At 67.7% G+C, this 492-nt stretch carries 1 protein-coding gene; it reads right to left on the bottom strand.

All coding sequences use genetic code 11. The features are described 5' to 3' along the window. Positions 1–38: 38 nt before the first annotated feature. Positions 39–492, bottom strand: a 454-nt coding sequence (locus MXD60_RS26305; RefSeq protein ID WP_248822394.1) for a transposase, incomplete at its 5' end; no start/stop codon positions are given.

Raw genomic sequence — 492 nt, 5'->3', positions numbered from 1 at the left:
GGGACTGTCAAGATAACGGTGTAACTGGGTTAGTGGATCTACTTGCGGCCGGTGGTGAGCCGGCCGTCGAAGGCGATGTCGAAGGCGTTGAGAGCGCTCTTCCAGCGGATGATCCAGCGTCGGCGGCCCTGGCCGGTGGGGTCGAGGCTCATGACCGCCAGGTAGATGCATTTCAGGGCGGCGGTCTCGTTGGGGAAGTGGCCGCGGGCGCGCACGGCCCGGCGGATCCGGGCGTTGACACTCTCGATGGCGTTGGTGGAGCAGATGACCCGGCGGATCTCGACGTCGAACGCGAGGAACGGGGTGAACTCGGCCCAGGCGTTCTCCCACAGCCGGACGATCGCCGGATACTTCCCGCCCCAGGCTTCGGCGAACTCGAGGAACCGTTCGGTGGCCGCGGCCTCGGTCGGGGCGGTGTAGACCGGCCGCAGCGCCTTGGCGATCGGATCCCAGTGCTGGCGGGCGGCGTAGCGGAAGCTGTTACGCAGCAGG

The sequence above is a fragment of the Frankia sp. AgB32 genome (assembly GCF_023243045.1).
Lineage (GTDB): Bacteria > Actinomycetota > Actinomycetes > Frankiales > Frankiaceae > Frankia.
The sequence above is the reverse complement of the archived record's forward strand: the minus strand, read 5'-3'. Positions and strand labels throughout refer to the sequence as shown.